The organism is Halobacillus sp. GSS1 (assembly GCF_017307035.1).
GTDB classification, from domain to species: domain Bacteria; phylum Bacillota; class Bacilli; order Bacillales; family Halobacillaceae; genus Halobacillus; species Halobacillus litoralis.
In genome coordinates, this window is the sequence record NZ_JAFLHE010000003.1 from 84891 (window position 1) to 101650 (window position 16760).

Annotated in this window: 14 protein-coding genes and 2 tRNA genes; 12 read left to right on the plus strand and 4 right to left on the minus strand. The window is 43.4% G+C overall.

The window, feature by feature from the left end; genetic code table 11:
• Positions 1-73 precede the first annotated feature (73 nt).
• Complete coding sequence (gene dnaB, locus J0K78_RS08950) at positions 74-1435, plus strand: replicative DNA helicase (protein ID WP_089650694.1); 1362 nt, start codon at positions 74-76, stop codon at positions 1433-1435.
• Positions 1436-1559: 124 nt separating this feature from the next.
• On the opposite strand, the gene J0K78_RS08955 is transcribed toward dnaB, so the two are convergent.
• Both J0K78_RS08955 and J0K78_RS08960 read right to left on the minus strand, forming a co-directional pair.
• A complete protein-coding gene (locus J0K78_RS08955) occupies positions 1560-2417 on the minus strand; it encodes a Cof-type HAD-IIB family hydrolase (RefSeq protein WP_206946367.1) in 858 nt (285 codons plus the stop codon).
• Complete coding sequence (locus J0K78_RS08960; RefSeq protein WP_206946368.1) at positions 2408-3190, minus strand: DeoR/GlpR family DNA-binding transcription regulator; 783 nt, start codon at positions 3188-3190, stop codon at positions 2408-2410. The genes J0K78_RS08955 and J0K78_RS08960 overlap by 10 nt, the downstream gene beginning before the upstream one ends.
• 362 nt (positions 3191-3552) lie before the next feature.
• Here J0K78_RS08960 and J0K78_RS08965 point away from each other — a divergent pair, with 362 nt between their 5' ends.
• A complete protein-coding gene (locus J0K78_RS08965) occupies positions 3553-4842 on the plus strand; it encodes an adenylosuccinate synthase (RefSeq protein ID WP_206946369.1) in 1290 nt (429 codons plus the stop codon).
• 118 nt (positions 4843-4960) lie between these two features.
• Positions 4961-5503, plus strand: a complete 543-nt coding sequence (locus J0K78_RS08970) for an LOG family protein (protein ID WP_206946370.1) — start codon at positions 4961-4963, stop codon at positions 5501-5503.
• A gap of 24 nt (positions 5504-5527) precedes the next feature.
• Here the strand turns inward: J0K78_RS08970 and J0K78_RS08975 are convergent, their stop codons facing one another.
• Positions 5528-6010, minus strand: coding sequence for a hypothetical protein (locus tag J0K78_RS08975; RefSeq protein WP_160910526.1), 483 nt, complete (start codon positions 6008-6010; stop codon positions 5528-5530).
• A gap of 125 nt (positions 6011-6135) precedes the next feature.
• Between J0K78_RS08975 and J0K78_RS08980 the strand changes: the two genes are divergently transcribed.
• The 9 genes from J0K78_RS08980 to J0K78_RS09020 all read left to right on the plus strand — a co-directional run bounded on the left by J0K78_RS08980 (position 6136) and on the right by J0K78_RS09020 (position 15626).
• A tRNA-Asp gene (locus tag J0K78_RS08980) sits at positions 6136-6212 on the plus strand.
• 93 nt (positions 6213-6305) lie between these two features.
• A tRNA-Phe gene (locus tag J0K78_RS08985) sits at positions 6306-6378 on the plus strand.
• A 724-nt stretch (positions 6379-7102) separates the two neighbouring features.
• Entirely contained in the window at positions 7103-8386 is a 1284-nt protein-coding gene (locus J0K78_RS20215; protein ID WP_206946371.1) for a peptidoglycan DD-metalloendopeptidase family protein, read from the plus strand.
• Positions 8387-8663: 277 nt separating this feature from the next.
• On the plus strand, positions 8664-9368 hold the full coding sequence (gene yycF / locus J0K78_RS08995) for a response regulator YycF (protein WP_206946372.1): 705 nt from the start codon (positions 8664-8666) through the stop codon (positions 9366-9368).
• A 7-nt stretch (positions 9369-9375) separates the two neighbouring features.
• Positions 9376-11214 carry a cell wall metabolism sensor histidine kinase WalK gene (gene walK, locus J0K78_RS09000; RefSeq protein ID WP_206946373.1) on the plus strand — a complete coding sequence of 613 codons (1839 nt, stop codon included), beginning with the start codon at positions 9376-9378 and terminating at the stop codon, positions 11212-11214.
• Positions 11211-12584: a YycH family regulatory protein gene (locus J0K78_RS09005; protein WP_206946374.1), complete on the plus strand. Its 1374-nt coding sequence runs from the start codon at positions 11211-11213 to the stop codon at positions 12582-12584. Before walK ends, J0K78_RS09005 begins: the two co-directional genes overlap by 4 nt.
• 14 nt (positions 12585-12598) lie before the next feature.
• Complete coding sequence (gene yycI, locus J0K78_RS09010; RefSeq protein ID WP_206946375.1) at positions 12599-13513, plus strand: two-component system regulatory protein YycI; 915 nt, start codon at positions 12599-12601, stop codon at positions 13511-13513.
• Positions 13514-13527: 14 nt separating this feature from the next.
• A complete protein-coding gene (locus J0K78_RS09015; RefSeq protein ID WP_206946376.1) occupies positions 13528-14322 on the plus strand; it encodes an MBL fold metallo-hydrolase in 795 nt (264 codons plus the stop codon).
• A 77-nt stretch (positions 14323-14399) separates the two neighbouring features.
• A complete protein-coding gene (locus J0K78_RS09020) occupies positions 14400-15626 on the plus strand; it encodes a S1C family serine protease (RefSeq protein ID WP_206946377.1) in 1227 nt (408 codons plus the stop codon).
• A gap of 407 nt (positions 15627-16033) precedes the next feature.
• Here J0K78_RS09020 and J0K78_RS09025 read toward each other — a convergent pair whose 3' ends face one another.
• Entirely contained in the window at positions 16034-16741 is a 708-nt protein-coding gene (locus J0K78_RS09025) for a DUF2306 domain-containing protein (RefSeq protein ID WP_370551101.1), read from the minus strand.
• Between the last annotated feature and the right edge of the window lie 19 nt (positions 16742-16760).

Sequence of the window (16760 nt, forward strand, 5' to 3'; positions counted from 1 at the left end):
AAATAACCGTACCACGTATAGTTATTTGTGACGGACGGGCCATCCGTGCTTTAGATTCAGAGGAGGAACAACAGTGAGTGAAATGTGGAACGATCGTACCCCGCCCCATAATATAGAAGCAGAACAGGCGGTACTCGGGGCGGTCTTTTTAGAACCTGAAGCGATGTCGACAGCGGCTGAGTATCTTCTTCCTGAAGATTTCTATCGGGCGAGTCACCAGCGAATATTCGAAGTGATGCTTTCTCTTTCAGATAAAGGGGAGCCCATCGATCTCGTAACCGTAACGGCAGCTCTTTCTAACAACCAGGTGTTGGAGGAGGTCGGAGGGGTTTCTTATTTGACGGATATTGCAAACTCCGTCCCGACAGCTGCGAATATCCAGTACTACACGAGCATTGTGAGTGAAAAATCGACCCTTAGAAGTTTAATACGTACGGCTACGAATATCGTAACGACGGGCTATTCAGAAGAAGAGGACTTAGAGGATGTATTGAATGCCGCAGAAAAAGACATTCTCGAGGTTTCCCAAAGGAAAAATTCCAGTGCTTTCAAAAGTATCAAAGATGTATTGATTGACGTTTATGACAACATTGAGCAGTTGCACCACAATGATGGAAGTACGACTGGAATTCCGACAGGGTACCGTGACCTTGATCATATCACCTCTGGTTTCCAACGGAATGATTTAATTATCATCGCCGCTCGTCCGTCTATGGGTAAGACCGCGTTTGCTTTGAATATTGCCCAGAACGTAGCGGTCCATACTGATGAGAATGTTGCGATCTTCAGTTTGGAGATGGGGGCCGATCAGCTCGTATCCCGTATGATTTGTGCGGAAGGAAACATTGATGCCCAGCGTCTCCGTACAGGACAGATGGAAACAGAAGATTGGAACAAACTGACGATGGCGATGGGAAGTCTATCCAATGCCGGGATTTATATTGACGATACACCAGGGATCCGGGTCAGTGAAATCCGTTCCAAGTGCCGTCGCCTCAAACAGGAACATGGACTTGGCATGATTTTGATCGACTACTTACAGTTGATCCAGGGTAGCGCCAACTCCAAGGAAAACCGACAACAGGAAGTATCAGAAATTTCCCGTTCCTTAAAAGGGTTGGCTCGTGAACTTAATGTTCCTTTGATTGCTTTGTCCCAGCTCTCCCGTGGAGTTGAATCAAGACAGGATAAGCGACCGATGATGTCTGACTTGCGTGAATCTGGTTCCATTGAGCAGGATGCCGATATTGTTGGGTTCCTTTATCGTGATGATTATTACGATCAGGAATCCGAAAACCAGAACATTATTGAAATCATCCTTGCCAAACAACGTAACGGTCCAGTGGGGACGGTCTCACTCGCCTTTGTGAAAGAATACAACAAGTTCGTCGACTTGGACCACCGGTATTCCGATGCCGATGTACCGCCCGCTTAAAGAAGAAAGACGCCCGAGACTTGAAGTCTCGAGCGTCTTTTTTATGAGCAGCTTCTCAAAGAAGCCATCTATATCATCTCCCTCATCACGCCTCCCGAAAAGTCACGCTGAGAAATGGATGATCCTATAGGGTTAGGAAATAGTCAATGGCGTGGGCGACACCATTTTCGTCATTCGTTTTCGTATTGAAGTGGCAGGACTCTTTCACTTCATCCTTCGCGTTGCCCATCGCGGCGCTGTACCCTGCCACCTTAATCATAGATAAATCATTCAAGCTGTCTCCAATGACCGCTGTCCTTTTTATCGATCGGTTCAGTTCTTCTGCCAATTTCATGACGGCATTTCCTTTGGAAGCAAGCCTGTGTTCCAGTTCGAAGTTATGGTTGGCAGAACTTACAAGGGTCAGGTCAGGATAGTCAATGAATCGATCCCATCCTTTTTGGAGTTTTCCCTCTTCAAAGGAGAAGGCCAGAATGTTGTGCACATTCCTTTTGCTATCTACAATTTCTTTGTAAGAATCTACATGTAAAAAACCGGACTGACTAAACTGTTTTTCAGCTGCCTTTTCCAGGCTTGTCAGATCCGCTTTTGGATTAGCACTACGAATCCGATCAAGCTCAATGCTCATAAGCTCTCTGCCATTTTGAGGGGTTAAGATCGCTTCATCATCAATCGCTTCATAGTAGAACGCTTCTTCTTCCAGCCACCCTAAAATTTCGGTGACGTCTTCCTTCTCCATCGGTATGGATGAAAAAAGTGTACCATCGGGACGATGAATGGTCGCTCCATTGGCCGCAATCACCCATGTTTGAAGATCAAGGCTGGAGAACAGGTTTCGGACATCGAATGCTGCCCTTCCTGTTGCGATGACCACCTCTACGCCCTCTTCCTTGGCACGGTGTATCGCCTGAATATTATCTGGACTGATTTTATTCTCGGAATTTAACAGTGTCCCGTCTAAGTCAATGGCAATCATGTCCATAAGTCAGATCCCTCCTCACCTGTAACAATCAGGTCTACATGATGCTCTTGTAGTCTTTGCTGAAATTCTTCATCAGGAAGCTGGTCTGTAATGATGACATCTACGTCTTCAAGTTCTGCGAAAGTAAAGAACTCGGTCACTCCAAATTTCGTATGGTCTGCAAGAACGATGACTTGTTCTGCCTGCTTGATCATGTTCCGTTTGACCATCCCATCTTCTTCGTGGGCAATCGAGAGTCCTGAATCAGAGATTCCTACCACTCCGATAAACGCCTGATCCACATGGTAACTTTTTAAACGTTCAATGACGGAAGCTCCATAAAGGAATTGATGCTCCTTTTGGAGAAAACCACCAAGCAACTGAATGGACACGCTTTCAACGTTCGATAAAATTTCTGCCTGGTGAATCGAATTTGTAATGACTGTGATGTCCATCGGGCGTATTTGATTCGCACATGCCTGAACGGTCGTGGATGTATCCAGAATGATTTTGTCTCCTGGCCGAATGAAAGATACAGCCTTACTACCGATCTGCTGTTTTTCAAAGGATACGGTCTTCAATCGGTGAGAATAATCCTGGATGGTTGTATGTGTGCGTGGCAGAATGGCTCCCCCGCGTGTACGAACGATCGCTTTTCGTTCCTCTAACTTTACTAAATCCCGTCTTGCTGTGTCTCTGGATATATCAAACATCTCACACATTTGATCAATGGAAATCCTACGATTTTCTTTTAAAAATTGTATGACTCCAATCAGACGTTCTTCCTGATACATCGAATTCTCCTTCCAATGTTGCTCTTATAAGTGATTATAAGTAAAATTTTAATTGAAATCAATTAAAAACAAGTTATTTTAAGTATTAATGTAAATATTAGTTAATCTTGTGCTTTTATGTTAAAAATAAGGTATTCATTGTCAAAGAAACTTTCCCATAAGAGTTGGATTCGCTTTAACTCTCCCGAACATCCTATGACAAGAAAGCAGATTATATCGAGAGTTATGAAGTTCTGGTTTATAATCGAACAATAATTATAAAATTATAATTTAATGTTCGGTTTTAGCGTTGACTTGCGAGGTGTGAATTGGTAAACTGACGATGGATAACATATTTAACAAATTTTTGGCGGAGGTGCCTTATGTCTTCTGTAGTTGTAGTCGGAACCCAGTGGGGGGACGAAGGAAAAGGCAAGATTACTGATTTTTTATCACAAAATGCCGAAGTTGTCGCTCGTTATCAGGGCGGAAATAATGCGGGTCATACAATAAAATTTGATGGAGTCACATATAAGCTTCACTTGATTCCTTCAGGGATCTTTTTTGAAGATAAAACGTGTGTGCTTGGAAACGGAATGGTGATTGATCCGAAAGCGCTGCTTGAAGAATTGAAATACTTACATGACAAAGGCGTATCGACAGATAATCTGCGCATCAGCAACCGTGCTCATGTCATTCTTCCGTATCACTTGAAATTAGATACGCTGCAAGAGGAAGACAAGGGTGCGAATAAAATCGGAACGACCAAAAAAGGAATTGGTCCTGCTTACATGGACAAGGCGGCTCGTACCGGAATCCGTATTGCCGATTTACTTGATAAAGAAAGCTTCCGTGAGAAGCTTGAACAGAACCTTGCTGAGAAGAATCGTCTTTTTGAAAAAGTATATGAAACAGAACCATTTACGGTGGAAGAAATTCTTGATGAATACTATGAATATGGGCAAAAGATTGCTTCCTATGTTTGCGATACGTCTGTTGTATTGAATGATGGATTGGACGATGGCCGTCGTGTTCTTTTTGAAGGGGCCCAGGGAGTTATGCTTGATATTGATCAGGGAACGTATCCATTTGTTACTTCTTCTAACCCAATTGCAGGTGGCGTAACGATCGGTTCTGGTGTGGGACCATCGAAAATTAAACACGTTGTTGGTGTTTCGAAAGCTTACACAACACGTGTGGGAGATGGACCTTTCCCGACTGAGCTTGAGAACGAAGTCGGAGATCAAATCCGCGAAGTAGGACGCGAATATGGTACGACGACAGGACGTCCTCGCCGTGTGGGCTGGTTTGATAGTGTCGTTGTCCGTCATGCACGTCGTGTAAGTGGAATTACGGATCTTTCTTTGAATTCTATTGATGTACTGACAGGTATTGAAACACTGAAAATATGTACGGCATACAAATACAAAGGGGAAATCATGGAAGAGTTCCCGGCAAGTTTGAAAGTCCTTGCCGAATGTGAGCCTGTTTACGAAGAAATGCCAGGCTGGACGGAAGACATCACAGACGCTAAAACGCTGAGCGACCTTCCTGAGAACGCCCGCCATTACATTGAGCGTGTGTCTCAGCTGACAGGCATTCCGTTGTCTATTTTCTCTGTTGGCCCTGACCGTGCACAAACAAACGTTGTTCGTAGTGTATATAGTGAATAATAGGAAAGCCTGGCTTACAAAGCCGGGCTTTTTTTACAAAAGTCAGCAGGGATGAGAATTGTATAAGCGTTTGTTAGGGTAAACTCTACATAGATGAACAAGAAGAGGAGTGTTTCACGTGAAACGTATTTGTGTTTTTGCTGGGTCAAGCGCAGGGAATGACCCGGTTTTTATAGAGAAAACGGAAGCCTTGGGAGAATGCCTGGCCGCTAAGGACATTGAACTGGTCTATGGCGGTGCTAAAAGTGGTTTAATGGGTGTCTTAGCTGATCAGGTTCTGAATAGCGGGGGGAAAGTGACGGGCATTATGCCAAGTCACCTTTTTGACAAGGAAATCGTCCACCCCAACTTAACAGAAATGATTGAAGTAGGAACTATGCATGAAAGAAAAGCGAAGATGAGCGAATTGGCTGACGGATTTATCGCTCTCCCCGGAGGTTTTGGTACGTTTGAAGAACTTTTTGAAACGGTCAGTTGGGCTCAAATCGGCCTTCATACAAAACCGCTCGCCCTATACAACATTGGGGATTACTACGCTCCGCTCGTTCAGCTCATTGAACACGCAATAAAAGCAGGATTTGTACCTGAGGATAACCGTGAACTTTTTATCGACTCCAACGACCCTTCTTCTTTATTGAATGAAATGGAGCGGAAAAAATAAAAGACGTGCCTGCAGGCGCGTCTTTTATACTTGGATCGTTTTAAAGAAAATCAGCCCAAAAAAGCGATACGTCAATTTAATACTTTCAATCGAGGACTCTTCGGTAATGCTCAAACCGTAGATCGTCGTTGGTGAGGTATCAGGTGACGCAGCCATTGCTTTAGAGGCTAGTGGCGAAGTGTCAGGGGCGAGAGGAATGGTTTCATATTCATTGATGGCATACGCATCTTCTACAAGCGCGTATGTGTCGGTAATCATGAAACCTTTTTCAGAATCACTGATCTGCATCTTGATATTAGTGGGTTTTTGGTTGTTATTGATAGAAACATCAGTGATCTGGATGCTTCCAAGTAAGCTCTTGTTACCAAGTGCGACAATGACAGTCTGCTTATCTTCTGTTGTACCGATTGACCCATGAGTAAGCGGTGGGTTCAGCTTCAAAAAACCAATAATGGAGACAAATAAAAGGATAAGGACGAGAATAATGTAACGAAAAACCTTTTTCAAACAAACCCTCCTTTCTTTTTGATGAACAGAATTCAGGGAGAAAATATATGTTTCTAGTAAAATTACTATTGCTTACGTCTATTCTGTATGGTACGATAGTTATCGTTGCGGTGAACAAGCCGTTTGGTCCGGTAGTTCAGTTGGTTAGAATGCCTGCCTGTCACGCAGGAGGTCGCGGGTTCGAGTCCCGTCCGGACCGCCATTTTCATTATACCATTTGAGGTAGTCGAATACACACGTAATGTGATGGCCTCATTAGGTTTTAATGTCGAATGGTAATAAATAAATTGATTATGGCTCGGTAGCTCAGTCGGTAGAGCAACGGACTGAAAATCCGTGTGTCGGCGGTTCGATTCCGTCCCGAGCCACTCCTTAAAAAGCTTACGGAAATATTCCGTAAGCTTTTTTTATGAATTATTATTCAATTTCTTATAATTCCTTATTTAACTATCTGGCAGGATTGTGGGAGAGTCAGTTTCGAGATGTTTTTTGAGTGGATGGGGGCTGCGGGGAATAACTCGCTTTCCACGGGAGCGCGGTGAGCCTCCTCGGACTGCGTCCTGCGGGGTCTCACCAAGCACTCTTTTCCCGCAGGAGTCTCGCCATTCCCCTCCGCCCACTAATCAAAGAAGATACTCGAAACTTCTACTTAAAAAATCAGCTTGTATGGTTAAGGGAAGTGGATAATTAAAACACCTCCAAAGTACGAAAAGCCTAGTTCAGAGCGTGTCATCCCTTTACTTTTAAATAAGGTTCCAATTCTCAAGTCGTTTCGAGACACCTATAAGGTAAAGGGGCGTAGGGAAACGGTGAGACTCCTATAGGAAGATGGAGCAAGACGAACCTTTTCCCGGAGCCCCTAGAATCACACAAACCTCTCGAAACTTAGTCTTCAAGAAAAGGGTGCTTATTTGGAATATAGGGAACTTATTATAATGAACAGTTTAATATGAAAAAATGACTACTATTTCGTAATTTTGGTAAGAATATTATACCTTTTTTACATATTTGAATATCTATTTCTTATAAATCCTCCATGTGATAGATTAATCTAGGGAAAGTTTAGACAGGAGCATCAGGAGGATCAATATCATGTGGAAGAAACTAGCTGTCACAGCAATCTCTGTCGTAAGTGTCGGCGTAGGGACGGTCTACGCTGAAAGTTCACTTCCGACGGTTTATCACGTTTATATAGATGAACAACATGTGGGTATGGTAGAAAATCAAGCAGAGATCAAAGCGGAATTACGAGAACGTATGGAAGAGGCGGAAAAAGACCATAAAGAATTGGATCTTTCTTATATGGAAGAAGTCTCATTCAAGGAACAGAAAGTATTTTCTGTGAATGACGAATCGTCGCAAGTTATGAATTCGTTTGAGAATGAATTAACGTTTGCAGTAGACGTTGTGCGTCTTAACATCGATGGGAAGCCCGTTGCTCATCTTCCGAATGAAGAAAAGGCAGAACAAGTGATAGAATCCGTCAAAAAAGAATATGTCGGAGACGGTGAACTAGCCAAATTAGAAAATGGAACGCCTGAGCTGCCCGACGTTGGTGAAACGAAGGTGATGGATGTCGGTTTATCGCTCCCCGTTACAATGGAAGAAGATCAGGTCGCGCTCTCCCAGGTCCATACGGTCGATGAAGCCGTGTCCCGGGTGGAAGAAGGGCGTTCTTATCCGAGTAATCATTCTGAAACGACATCGTTTATAGGGATGATGGCTAAATCAAAGAAGCCGCTCGTGGATGTAGTATTTACAGAGAAGGAACGTAAGGAAGAAGTGATTCCCCATAAAGTTCAAATGAAAAAGTCGGATGAACTCTATAAAGGGGAATCTGAAGTGAAGCAAGAAGGTAAAGAAGGCAAAAGAGAGCTATTGATTGAGCGAACGTACCGAAATGGTGAAGAATTAAAAGAAGAGGTAGTGGAAAAAGAAGTCGTCAAAGAACCGGTAAAGAAAATTGTACTTCAAGGGACAAAGAGAGTTCCCTCTAAAGGTACCGGTGATTTCTCCTGGCCTGCTGTTGGTGGTCAAATTACCAGTAAGCAAGGCGAGCGCTGGGGACGCTACCATAAAGGAATTGATATTGCCGGTGTATCCGATAAAACGATTAAAGCTGCTGATTATGGAAAAGTGATTGAAGCTGGGTATCGAAAAAGCTTTGGAAATAAAGTAGTTATTGATCATGGGAATGGATATGAGACGATTTACGCTCACCTCTCCTCCATCGACGTTAAAAAAGGACAAACCGTTAAAAAAGGTGAAAAGATCGGAGTGATGGGAACGACGGGACGTTCTACAGGTGTACACCTCCATTTTGAAATTCACAAAGAAGGATCGCTTGAAAACCCACTTTCCCACGTCTCCCGCTGACTCTAACCGCTATGATTGAATCATAGCGGTTTTTTCTTTATAAAACCGACCGTGTTGGAAACGACCTTTTTTTCTCATTCCCCCTAATTTAAGTATCAAAACTCATGACGATGATAGGCTGGAATAAGGTTTAGTAAGAGATTAAGAAATAGGCATGATAAAAGTATAGGTGAAACGACTGATTTCGAGAGAGGTTTATGGTGAAATAAGACATTTCTCATTAAATAAGTTAAAATAAGAGAAAGAAAAGATGTCGAGGAAAGGGATGTGACGTAATATGGCACAGAAGATTTTAGTGGTGGATGACGAGAAACCCATTGCGGATATATTGAAATTTAACTTAGAAAAAGAAGGTTATGATGTTGTTTGTGCATATGACGGGGATGAGGCGATTGCAAAAGCGGATGCAGAAGAACCGGAATTGATTCTCCTTGATATTATGCTGCCGAATAAAGACGGTAATGAAGTCTGCCGCGAAGTGAGGAAGCGTCATAATATGCCAATCATTATGTTGACGGCAAAAGATGCAGAGATTGATAAAGTACTCGGTCTGGAAATGGGAGCAGATGACTATGTGACCAAGCCTTTCAGTAACCGTGAATTGATTGCCCGCGTAAAGGCGAACCTGCGACGCCAACAGCAGGAGCCTGAAGACAGCGCGCAGCAGACGAAGGATATTGAAATCGGTCGTCTGGCGATTCACCCGGATGCTTATACGGTGACTCGTGACGGGAATCATATTGAATTGACTCATCGTGAATTTGAACTTCTTCACTATCTTGCTCGCCATATCGGGCAAGTCATGACTCGTGAACATTTGCTTGAAACGGTTTGGGGTTATGATTATTATGGTGACGTTCGTACTGTCGACGTAACGGTAAGACGTTTGCGTGAAAAAATTGAAGAGAATCCTAGTAACCCAATGTGGATTGTTACCCGTCGCGGGGTTGGGTATTATTTGAGAAACCCAGAACAGGAGTAACGCCTTTATGAAAGAAGTAGGCTTCTTTCAGTCTGTGAGGCTGAAGCTGATTCTCGTATACATTTTGTTATTGTTATTGGGCATTCAAGTCATTGGTGTCTATTTTGTCGATCGATTGGAAGAACAGTTGGAAACCAACTTTACGAATTCAGTTGAAGGGCAGCTGAATTCTTTAACCTACAGCTTGCAAAATGCTTTTAATACAGACCGGGGAGAAGATTCGCTGCCTTTAAATTATGACCTTCAAGGTCTTATTAATGATTTTAGTGATGATAATACAGATATTGGGAAATTGATGGTTGTCGACAATAACCAAAAGGTACTTGCAGCCACAACGACGAGCGATCAGTCTCCTATTGGTAAGAAAGTGACGGACCCTGCCATTACTAAGGTGTTCCTGTTTGGGGAGGCCACAGAGCCAAAACCGTGGCGAGAAGAAGGAACCAACAACCGTCTGTTCCGCGGAACTAATCCAATTACGGACGAGTCCGGAGATGAAATTGTTGGGGCTCTTTATTATGAAGTTTATATGAATGATATCTATGATCAACTCGGGGAAATCATCAGCATTTTTGCCAAAGGGACGGTCTTAGCCATTACGGTTACGGCTTTGCTCGGGATTTTGGTGGCGAGGACTATCACGAAACCTCTGACAGAAATGAAACGTCAGGCACAAGTCATGGCGACAGGGGACTTCTCCCAGAAGGTCGATGTCAAAGGAAACGACGAAATTGGACAGCTAGGCCATACATTCAATGATCTGAATGATAAATTGAAGCTGGCTACTGCAACGACAGAGGGCGAGCGCCGGAAGCTGAGCTCTGTACTCTCCAATATGTCGGACGGAGTCATTGCGACAGATCGTCTTGGTGCGATCACACTTATGAATGCACCGGCATCTAAATTAATTGGACAGACGTTCGAGGAAGTCCAGGGTCAATCCCTTGTGGATGTTCTTGACTTGAATGATCAGGTTGAAGATATATCTGAAGTGGAAGAGGCGGGGTCCATGATCATTGATTTAAGCAGTGATGATAACCACCTACTTCTTAAAGCAAACTTTTCTGCGGTTGAAGATGAAAACCATGACATGAATGGTTTTATTACCGTCATAAGTGATGTGACCGAACAACAACGTGTGGAAAAAGAGAGAAGAGAGTTTGTTTCAAATGTGTCGCACGAACTACGTACTCCGTTGACGACGATGAGAAGTTATATTGAGGCATTGAACGACGGGGCTTGGCAGGATCCGAATATCGCACCAAGGTTCCTTGATGTGACCCAAAATGAGACGGACCGTATGATTCGTTTGGTGAACGATCTTCTGCAATTGACCAAGATGGATCATAAAGAAACAAGTCTGATGAAAGAGCGTGTGGAGTTTGTGAGTTTCTTCGACCATATCATTGATCGTTTTGAAATGAACAAAAATGAAAAAGTAGAGCTCGTTCGCAACTTGTCGAATAAGAACATGTACGTATGGATGGACAAAGATAAAATTACTCAAGTACTGGACAACATCATCTCTAACGCCATCAAATACTCCCCAGAAGGTGGGAGTATACGGTTTAATGCCTATTCTACGAAGAAACAGCTGCGGGTAAGCATTACCGATGAAGGGATCGGCATGCCTCCAGACACCGTTGATAAAATCTTTGACCGCTTTTATCGTGTCGATAAATCCCGTGCGAGAGAAATGGGAGGAACAGGACTGGGTCTTGCTATTGCCCGGGAAATGATTGAAGCTCATCATGGGAAAATATGGGCGGAAAGCCGTGAAGGTAAGGGCACGACTGTCCACTTTACTCTACCGCTCATGAATCAGAAGCGGAGGGGACAGTCATGAAAAAAGAAACCATGAAGTCCGTCATTATGGTGATCCTCATTGCCTTCAGCTTAGTATTGACGGTAGCTCTTTGGACGTATCAGCCCGTAAATGAAACGTTGGAAGAAGATGTGTTCATTGAAGATACGAAATTAGAAGAAATAGGATCAGAGCGGGCGGTTCCAAATCTGGTTCCTCCTGATAAAGTCGTTTTTCATGAGCAAAATTCATATTTCTCATTCAAAGATAATATTGATCGCACCGCTTTTTACCAAAAACAGATGCAGCAGTGGAATCTATCTAATCTGGACACAAGTCCTAGAACGATAGATGTCGACAACCATAGCGATATTGTGGAAATCATTTTTCCTGCCCATCTGCCAATCCAGGTAATCAGTGATATCTTTCAAGTGAACGAGAGTATTCCACTGGAGGGGCTGCAGGCCAACTTCAATCGGATATTTTTGTTACGGCATTCCCAGGAGGGGAGTGCTGTTTCCCCAGCTTCTTACGATTTATGGTTTGTCAATAGTGACTCTGAAGGGAGTGAAGTCACTCTTCAGGCCGATATCAGTGCGGCTTCTGGAGAACGGGCCATGCAGGAAGTCGATAATAAAGATGAATTGGTGGAGATGGCCCGGGTGGCCGATGTCCTCCAGATCGCCCCGGAGGATGGAACGAATGCTTCACACATTTACGTACCTAAAAACCCGGTGAGTATATCGGAATATGTACTTCAGACAGGAGCGGTCAATGTAAAACCGATCCAAAATGATATTTTCCCTTCTAATACACGGGTCTTCAAATCCCGGACAAATAGTGGAGAGAATATCACTAAAACATTCCAGCGGCGGTTGACACAGTATGACAAGAGAATGGAATATGACTTGACGATCCCTAACTCAGCAAACCAGAAGAACTTGACGGAATATGAATTGTTTGTACAAAGCATGGAGGATATCAATAGTCATTTGGGGTGGACGGATGACTATCGACTGAACTCGATCTTGAGTGGTCGTGATGAAGTCCGCTACCGTCTCTACTTTAATGACCGCCCTGTTTTGGAGAATATCGATACTTATAATTTGGCGAGCATTCAGTTAAGTTATCAACAAGGGCAGATTCAGGAATATGACCGCCCGCTTGTTCAGTACAGCAGTATAAACGAAAGTGAGACGAAACTTTTATCAGGAGTGGAAGTCCTATCGAATATTCGACAAGCTGGGGAATTGGAACCGTCCAGAATCAGGGACTTGGAGATTATGTACACGCTTGAAGAACAAAGGAGCGAGTTGGTGTACAGTTTGATTCCTGAGTGGTATATGTTGACAAACAGTGGTTGGACGAAAGTGTACCCGGGAGAAAGGTCCCAAAATGAAGAGGTTTCGTGACGAGGAGGTAAAACATGCAGTGGGGGCAAATTAAAACATTGTTCATCATCAGTTTCTTAATCCTCGACCTTTTCCTGCTGCAGCAATTGTTAGGAAAGCAAGCGGAGGATGAAGTGGGGCAGATTTCCACCGTTGCTGAAAGCATTGAAACCGAACTGGATGCGAACGACATTTCCATTAAGGATGATGCGATCCCGGAGGAATTGCCAGAAGCTACTCCGATTGAATCGGAAAGTACGCATACGCTTCCCGATGACGTGATGAGTATGATTGAAGGTATGGATGAGAGCGATAAGGAGATCGAGCTAAAAGAAGACAATCAAGTATTGCAAGTCACCTTTGATGAGCCAATCGAAGTGACGGAAGAGACAATCCAGGGTGTGGTCATGGACGTCGTACCGTTTGCTTCCCGGTATTCCTACTGGGGCTGGAATGAAGAAGAGGGTGCGGCTCTCTTTTTCCAGGCAAAAGACAATAAAACGATTTATTTTAATAATAACGGATATTTGTTATTGAATATCGTAAATGGTGAACTCACAGGATATGTCGCAACCCTGTTATCCTTTGAAGATGGGGGATATTCAGGTGCTTCTGGTGAAACGGAAGTCACCATCGAACCATTAAGTGCCATTCGCATCCTCTTGAATAACGGACTGATTGAGCCGGGCGATGAAATTACATCGATGGATATCGGATATCATACGAGTTACAGTTTACCTGCTGGTGAGGAAAATGAGACTCAAGTGTTCGCATCCACATGGAAAGTGACGGTCAATGGGGATCGCAACCACTTTCTCTACACTTTTGACGGAACAATCATTGAATATATCAATGAAGAATCCTTCATCTCAGATGTGAAAGATGAGCATGGCTTAATAAGTACGGAAGCAGAGCAAACGGCAGCCAATGAAAATAGAGAAAACAATTAAATGGAGTGTATGGAATGAGCATGAGATTTAGTGTACTTGCTTCGGGCAGTACGGGGAACGCATTCTACATTGAATCGGGAGATGAGAGAATATTAGTTGATGCTGGCTTGAGTGGTAAGAAAATGGAAGGGTTGCTTGATCAAGTCAACATCGATCCGCAATCCTTATCGCGAATCCTTGTTACTCATGAGCATAGTGATCACATTAAAGGTCTAGGCATTATGGCCAGGCGCTACAACCTTCCTATCTACGCTAACGAAAAAACTTGGAATGCGATGGAAGGGCAAATCGGCAAACTTTCCATTGATCAGAAATTCCATTTTTCCATGGAGGAGACCAAGACATTCGGGGGTCTGGATGTAGAGTCCTTTGCCGTTTCTCATGACGCGGCAGATCCTATGTTTTATACGTTCTATAAAGATGGAAAGAAAATTGCACTTGTCACCGACCTCGGCTATGTTTCCGAACGGATTAAAAAGACAGTGGAAGGTGCTGACGCTTACATTTTTGAATCAAACCATGATGTGAGCATGCTTCGAATGGGGCGCTACCCATGGAATGTAAAACGACGGATATTAGGGGATTCCGGTCACGTTTCCAATGAAGACTGTGCCCTGGCCCTTACCGACATCATTTCAGACCAGACAAAAAGAATCTATCTTGCGCATTTAAGCCTGGATAATAATATGAAAGATCTTGCCCATATGTCTGTAAAAAATGTTTTGGAAGAGCGTGGGATTGAAGTGGGGAGCCACATTGAATTGCACGATACAGACCCACAGGAAGCCACACCAATCTTTGAGGTTTAAAAGGTTTTAAATTGTAAAGAATAAGGAAACAGTACCTTAGAAATCTGAGAGCGTGAGAAAGGTAAGGTGAAAGAGACGTGGGTTATTATGATGATCATTCCCCTACCCGTCAGCAGAAACAGCAGCGCAGGCGGTGGGTGATGCCGACAATTGTCGGAGGTATTTTAGGAGCCGTTCTTGTCTTATTGGCTTTGCCAGCTTTGGTTCAGACAGATTTGCTTCCTTATGATATGACGATTCCTGAGGATGAAAGTGGACTTGTTGAAGACGATCAGGGGCTGACAGGTGGTACGACTAAGAACGTCAAACTTGATGTAAATACCCAAATCACCGATGTGGTTGATAAAGTGACTCCCTCCGTCGTAGGAGTCGTCAACTTACAGACACGTCAAGACTTTTGGCAGCAGGAAGGCGATTCGGCACAACAGGCAGGGGTAGGGTCAGGCGTGATTTATAAAAAAGAAGACGGCACGGCTTATGTGGTGACGAATAATCACGTTATTGAAGGGGCGAGTGAAATTGAAGTCGTCCTTTCCGATGAAACAAGGGTCAAAGCTCAATTGATTGGGGGAGATTTATTCACCGATCTTGCAGTTTTGAAAATGCCGGCTGATCAAGTCGAACAAGTTGCTGAGCTAGGGACTTCAGAAAACTTGAAAGTCGGTGAACCGGCAATCGCTATCGGAAACCCACTTGGTCTCAGTTTCGCAGGCTCGGTTACTCAAGGAATTATTAGTGGTAAGGAAAGAGCGATCCCTCAAGACTTTAATGGAGATGGAATGGAAGACTGGCAGGCGGAAGTTATTCAGACGGATGCAGCCATAAACCCTGGAAACAGTGGTGGGGCACTCATTAACATTGATGGCCAATTGATTGGAATTAACTCAATGAAGATTGCTCAGTCTTCCGTTGAGGGCATCGGTTTTGCGATCCCGATTGATTCAGCTAAGCCAATCATTGATGAATTGGAACAGTATGGCCAAGTAAACCGTCCGTACATTGGTATTGAAGCTTATGGACTGAATGAGGTACCAACGTCTGAATGGGACAATACGCTGAACCTTCCTGATGATGTAGATGGAGGATTGTACATTCGCAGCATCCGTCAAATGTCTCCAGCTGCTAAAGCAGGTCTTGAGCCGTTGGACGTCATCACCGCTCTTGATGGAGAACCTGTACGTGACATTATCGATTTACGTAAGTATCTTTACAATGAAAAAGATCCTGGGGATGAGATGGAAATCACTTATTATCGAGATGGTGAGAAGGCGACAACCACTTTAAAGCTTGGATCCCAAGAGTAATTCACATAAAAAGAGTATCCATAATTGGGTACTCTTTTTCACGGTCAAAATTCGATAGTATTCTACGAAATTCGCTCCAAGGTTATCCACAGGGTGTGAATAGTATTCTGGATAAGTGTCATATATGGTAGTAGAAAATATGTTCGCCACCATATAGAATAACCTGTTGTGTATATGTGGATAAATTCAGTGGATAACCTGTTTATATTCAGGGGAAAGCTGTGAATATCAGAAAATTTACAAGGTTTGTGCATAAGTCTGTGGACAATTGTGGGTAACTATTTTCGTTAGTCTTTATTTTCCACATGTGTATAAAGGTAAACGGAGATTTCCCACTAAATCTTATGCTTTTTCTTTATTTAATCCCATCAAAAATTGTCTAATGGTAACGATAGTCGAGAATTCTTTTAAGCACTTTGTTTTTTCACTTTCTTAATCTTGAATTTTTTACGGTAATGCCAATTGAATAGGTAAATGAGTGGCGTTAAAAGGGCAGTGGGCAAGAACCATAACCAGATGTTTATGTTTGATATATTCAACAAACGAGGAGCACCGAATACGGTGAAGGCAGTAAGAGTGGCTATTGAACAACCGATTAAATTTCCGTAATGCTCAAAATACCAGTGCATTTTATGTTGGGGAGGGGTCAGCCAGTAAAACAATTGGCCTCCGCCAAGAATGATCCCTAAAATAGGGAAGTATTGAAGCAATGGAAATTCGTACATCCACCCGAACACCATGGTAATTACTGACATGAAGATCAGCAGACTTGAAATTCCTAGATCGTACAGATTGCGATGTTTTTCTGTCCGGCGTTTAAAGCGCAGTACGCGTATGCCCATCCATGCTGTCGCCGCACTTAATGTGGCGATGAAAAGCAGGAAAAAAGAAAAAGCTCGAGCCTCTGGTGCGGTATAATCAAAAAAGATACGATAAATTCCCAAATATAAAGCTGTTGCTGCTACCGTGTACATCGCCGTGACATAAAACCAGCCGACCTTCCTGTGGATATTTCCTCCTTTTTTCGTTACAAGAGGGATCCAAAAGATCGTGAGCGCGCTGAATCCAGCGATGATATGAATAGTAAGTATGATTGAGAATAATAACATAGCCATTGCTCCTTCCTTAACCTCC

Coding starts and splice junctions, on each gene's coding strand:
- yycF (WP_206946372.1), top strand. CDS start 8,664: ATGGCACAGAAGATTTTAGTGGTGGATGACGAGAAACCCATTGCGGAT.
- J0K78_RS08965 (WP_206946369.1), top strand. CDS start 3,553: ATGTCTTCTGTAGTTGTAGTCGGAACCCAGTGGGGGGACGAAGGAAAA.
- J0K78_RS09005 (WP_206946374.1), top strand. CDS start 11,211: ATGAAAAAAGAAACCATGAAGTCCGTCATTATGGTGATCCTCATTGCC.
- J0K78_RS08955 (WP_206946367.1), bottom strand. CDS start 2,417: ATGGACATGATTGCCATTGACTTAGACGGGACACTGTTAAATTCCGAG.
- J0K78_RS08960 (WP_206946368.1), bottom strand. CDS start 3,190: ATGTATCAGGAAGAACGTCTGATTGGAGTCATACAATTTTTAAAAGAA.
- J0K78_RS09025 (WP_370551101.1), bottom strand. CDS start 16,741: ATGGCTATGTTATTATTCTCAATCATACTTACTATTCATATCATCGCT.
- walK (WP_206946373.1), top strand. CDS start 9,376: ATGAAAGAAGTAGGCTTCTTTCAGTCTGTGAGGCTGAAGCTGATTCTC.
- J0K78_RS20215 (WP_206946371.1), top strand. CDS start 7,103: ATGTGGAAGAAACTAGCTGTCACAGCAATCTCTGTCGTAAGTGTCGGC.
- yycI (WP_206946375.1), top strand. CDS start 12,599: ATGCAGTGGGGGCAAATTAAAACATTGTTCATCATCAGTTTCTTAATC.
- J0K78_RS09015 (WP_206946376.1), top strand. CDS start 13,528: ATGAGCATGAGATTTAGTGTACTTGCTTCGGGCAGTACGGGGAACGCA.